This window comes from Clavibacter sp. MX14-G9D, from assembly GCF_032917815.1.
Lineage (GTDB): Bacteria > Actinomycetota > Actinomycetes > Actinomycetales > Microbacteriaceae > Clavibacter > Clavibacter michiganensis_K.
The window spans coordinates 1-4417 of record NZ_JAVCVL010000218.1 but is presented as its reverse complement, the minus strand read 5'-3'; the positions used below and the strand labels follow the sequence as shown (position 1 = coordinate 4417).

At 77.4% G+C, this 4417-nt stretch carries 4 protein-coding genes; 2 read left to right on the top strand and 2 right to left on the bottom strand.

Going from position 1 to position 4417, the window contains the following annotated elements:
* Nucleotides 1-905, top strand: a 905-nt coding sequence (locus Q6969_RS13400) for an isoprenylcysteine carboxylmethyltransferase family protein (protein WP_317230882.1), incomplete at its 5' end; no start/stop codon positions are given.
* A gap of 64 nt (nucleotides 906-969) precedes the next feature.
* A complete protein-coding gene (locus Q6969_RS13395; RefSeq protein WP_317230881.1) occupies nucleotides 970-1821 on the top strand; it encodes an aldo/keto reductase in 852 nt (283 codons plus the stop codon).
* Nucleotides 1822-1825: 4 nt separating this feature from the next.
* On the opposite strand, the gene Q6969_RS13390 is transcribed toward Q6969_RS13395, so the two are convergent.
* Complete coding sequence (locus Q6969_RS13390; protein WP_317230880.1) at nucleotides 1826-3217, bottom strand: MATE family efflux transporter; 1392 nt, start codon at nucleotides 3215-3217, stop codon at nucleotides 1826-1828.
* Between the two features lie 53 nt (nucleotides 3218-3270).
* Nucleotides 3271-4417: MinD/ParA family protein (locus Q6969_RS13385; RefSeq protein ID WP_396335553.1), on the bottom strand; the 1147-nt coding region annotated here is incomplete at its 5' end.

Below are 4417 nucleotides of genomic sequence, written 5' to 3'. Positions count from 1 at the left end.
CCGCGCAGGCGCTCGGCGGGGCCGCGTGGTGGGTCGCCGTGCCGACCGTGCCCGCGGTGCGCGCCGCGACGCTGGGGTCGCTGGACCCGCTGCCCGTCGCCCTCCTCGACGTCCCCCTGTTCGTGGTCGGGTCGGCGCTCGCCGCCGCCGGGATCCGGTGGGCCGCCCTCGTCGCCGCCGCCTGGACCCTCGTGGTCGCCGTCGCGCTCGCCGGGTTCGCGACCGTCACCCGGGAGGCGGGCGTGGGCGTCGTGGTCATGGCGGTCGCCGCGCTCGGATCGCTCGTCGCCTGCGCCCTGCTGCTCCTCGGCCGGCTGCCGAGCCGGTGGGCGCTCGTCGGCCCGTTCGCGGCCCGGCCCGCGGACGCGAGCGCCGCCACCTCCCGCCACGTGGCCGCGACGGCCGCGCAGATCGTCGTCTTCTGGGGCGCCTTCCTCGTTGTGGCGCCCCTCGCGATCCGCTGGCTCGAGCTGCGGTGGCGGGTCGCCGTCCCGCTGCCGGACGGGGTGCTGGTCGTCGCCGTGCCCGCGGCGGGGGTCGTCGTGCTGGTGCTCGCGAGCGCGCTCGGGACCTGGTCGGCGGCGGCCATGTCGACCCGCGGCGGCGGCACACCGCTCCCGGCGGCGACCGCGACGCGGCTCGTGATCGCCGGGCCGTACCGGTTCGTGCGGAACCCCATGGCGCTCGCGGGCGTCACGCAGGCCGCGGCCGTCGGGCTCGTGCTCGGGTCGTGGATGGTGGTCGCCTACGCCGTCATCGGCTCGTCGCTCTGGAACCACGTCGTGCGGCCGGGCGAGGAGGCCGACCTCGAGGCGCGCTTCGGGGATCCGTTCCGCCGCTACCGCGACGCCGTGCGCTGCTGGGTGCCCACGTTCCCGGGCGTGCCGGCGACGCCGCGGAGCTGAGGGACGGGCGTCGCGTCCTCCTCCCTCCCGGGCCGCGCCCACCCGACCGGCGCAGGATGGGGGGATGACGGACACCGGGATCCCCACGACCACCTTCCCCGACGGCCGCAGCGCGGTCGCGCTCGCCCAGGGCACCTGGAACATGGGCGACGACGCCGGTGCCCGCGCGACCGAGCTCGACGCGCTGCGCGCCGGGATCGACCAGGGCCTCACGGCCATCGACACGGCCGAGATGTACGGCAGCGGGCGCTCCGAGGAGCTCGTCGGCGAGGCCATCGGGGGCCGCCGCGACGACGTGTTCCTCATCAGCAAGGTGCTGCCGTCGAACGCGTCCCGCCGCGGCACCGGCGAGGCCGCGCGCCGCAGCCTCGCGCGCCTCGGCACCGACCGGCTCGACCTGTACCTGCTCCACTGGCGGGGATCGCACCCGCTCGCCGACACGGTCGCCGCGATGCAGGAGCTCGTGGAGGAGGGCCTCGTGCGCGCCTGGGGCGTCAGCAACCTCGACGCCGACGACCTCGACGAGCTGGCCGCCATCCCGGGCGGCGACGCCGCGCAGACGGACCAGGTGCTCTACAACCTCGCCCAGCGCGGGCCGGAGCACGACGTGATCCCGTGGGCGGCGGAGCGCCGCATGCCGGTCATGGCGTACTCGCCGCTCGACCAGGGGAGGCTCGCGACGGATCCGGCGCTCGCCGACCTCGCCGCGCCCCTCGGCGTGAGCGCGGGCCAGCTCGCGCTCGCATGGGTCGTCCGCCAGGCGCCGCACGTGTTCGCGACCGCGAAGGCCGCGACGCGCGCGCACGTCGCCGAGAACCGCGCCGCGCTCGACCTCGTGATCCCGGAGGAGACGCTCGCCGCGCTCGACCGGGCGTTCCCGGGGCCGCGGGGCGGCGCGCCGCTCGCGATGTACTGACGGCTCAGGCGCGCGCGGCGCCCGTCACGATCCAGCGGTCGCCGCGGGCGCGCAGGCCGAGCGTGAGCGCGCGGGCGCCGATGTACACGAGGCCGAAGGCCGCCCACAGCGCGAGCAGCGCGGGGGTCCCGGCGACGCGGCCGGTCTCCGTGAGCCACGCCACGAGGATCAGCGCGGGCGCGTAGAGCGCCAGGTTCACGACTCCGGCGAGGGCGAGGTAGCGCGCGTCGCCCGCGCCGATGAGCACGCCGTCGAGCACGAACACGTAGCCCGCGACGGGCAGGCCCACGGCCAGCACCAGGGTCACGGCCGTCAGCATGCGGTGGATCGCCGGGTCGCCCGTGAATACCGGGCCGAGCAGCGGCGACACGGCCGCGAGGACGAGGCCGAGGATCGCGCCGAGGCCGACGCCCCACTGCACGAGCCGGTGGGCGACGGTGCGGACGCGCGGCACGTCGTCGGCGCCGAGCCCGTGGCCGACCAGCGCCTGCCCGGCGATCGCCAGCGCGTCGAGCACGAACGCGACCGTCGAGAACAGGGTGAGGGCGATCTGCAGGGTCGCGAGCCCCGTGACGCCGAGCCCCGCGCCGACCGCCACCGTGGCGAGCATCGCGGCGCGCAGCGACGCCGTGCGCACGAGCAGCCAGCCGCCGGACGCCGCCGAGCGCGCGACCCCGCGGAGGCCGGGGCGCAGGGTGGTGCCCGTGTCCCGGGCGGCGCGCACGGCGATCACGACGAAGACCGCGGCCATGCCCCACTGCGCGACCACGGTCCCCCACGCGGAACCGGCGATGCCGAGGCCGAGCCCGTAGATGAGCACGGCGTTGAGCGCCGCGTTCGCCGCGAAGCCCGCGACCGCGACGACGAGCGGGGTGCGGGTGTCCTGCAGGCCGCGGAGGAGGCCGGTCGCCGCGATGACGAGGAGCATGGCGGGGATCCCGAGGAGCGAGATGCCGAGGTAGGTGCTCGCCGCGTCGACCACGGCCGCGGTCGCCGCGGGGTCGGCGTCGGCGCCGCCGGTGCCCGCGAGGGCTCGCACGAGCGGATCCGCGACGAGGGAGCCGACGACCAGCACCACCGCGCCGAGCACCAGGGCGAGCCACAGGCCGTCGATGCCCGCGCGGATCGCGCCGGGACGGTCGCCCGCGCCGAGCCGCCGGGCGACCGTGGGCGTGGTCGCGTAGGCGAGGAACACGAGGAGGCCGACGATCGTCTGCAGGATCACGCTCGCGATGCCGAGGCCCGCGAGCGGCGCGCTGCCGAGGTGCCCGACGAGCGCCGTGTCGGTGAGGAGGAACAGCGGCTCGGCCACGAGCGCGCCGAGCGCCGGCACCGCCAGCGCGAGGATCTCGCGGTCGAGCGGGCGGCGGGGGCGCCGGGCGCGCGGGACGCGCACGACGGACCCGGGCTCGCCCTCGGCGGACCCGGATCCGCCCGTGGAGGCGCCCGTCAGCGGACCGCGTGCGCCAGGCGCTGCACGACCCCGGCCGTCGCGGCCGTGAAGGCGCGGAGGACCTCGGGACCGAGCGAGCCGAGCGAGATCGGCCCGCGCTCCGCGATGTGCGCGTCGTACGGCACCGTGAAGATCTGGGCCGGGCGGGCGTCGTCGAGGATGCGGTCGATGCGCGCGACGACCGCGGGGTCCTCCGGGCGCCCGTCGTGCAGGCGGATGATCACGGCGTTGTCGGCGAGCATCGCGGCGTGGCCGCCGAGCTCGCGCAGGAAGTCGAGCAGCGCGACGGCCTCGAGCACCGCGTCGCCCGCGTTGAGCACCGGGACGACGAGCACGTCGGTGACCTCGATCGCGCCGCGGAAGGCGGAGGAGGACGGCTGGTTGCCGGAGTCCATCACGCGCACGGCGTAGTACTCGTCGATGAGGCGGGAGACGCCCACGACGTCCTCGCCCGTGAGCTCGCGGCGCGGCCCCACGGACGCGACGACCGAGGCGAAGCTCGTCTGCGGCGCCGTGTAGCCGGCGAGCTGCCCGGCGCTGTGGATCTCGTCGCGGTCGCGCACCAGCTCGCCGAGGCCGCGCTGGGGCTGGCCCTCCGCGCGGTAGCCGAGCGCGCCGGGGTCGTCGGTGACCTCGACCACGGCGACGGATCCGCCGCGGATGGAGCCCAGCACGCCGCCCAGGATGAGGCTCGTCGGGGTCTTGCCCACGCCGCCCTTGCGGTTGGCGACCAGCACGCTGACCGCGCGGGACCAGGTGGCCTGGCGGATGACCCGCTCGTCGCCCTCGCGCCTGGTGACCTCCGCGTTCGCGGCGGCCTCCTCGGGGCCCGGGCCGATCTTGAGCAGGCCGCCCGTGACCGTGTTGAGGAACCCGCGGAACCCGGTGCGCGCGACGACGGGGCCGCGCGGGGGGCGCTGGCCGGTCTGCTCGGGGAAGAGGGTGAGGGCGCTCGCCGCGGCGTCGGCGCGCGGGGTGCGCATGGCGTAGCGCTGCGGATCCGCGTCGGGGAACGCCGTGAGGTCGGTGCCGGGGCGGCGGGACTCCGCGGCATCCTCCTCGGGGGCGTCGTCGGGCGCGGCGGGGAGGGAGGCGACGGGGGTCGCGACCGGGACCGGCGGGAGCACGGGCGCGGGGCGGGCG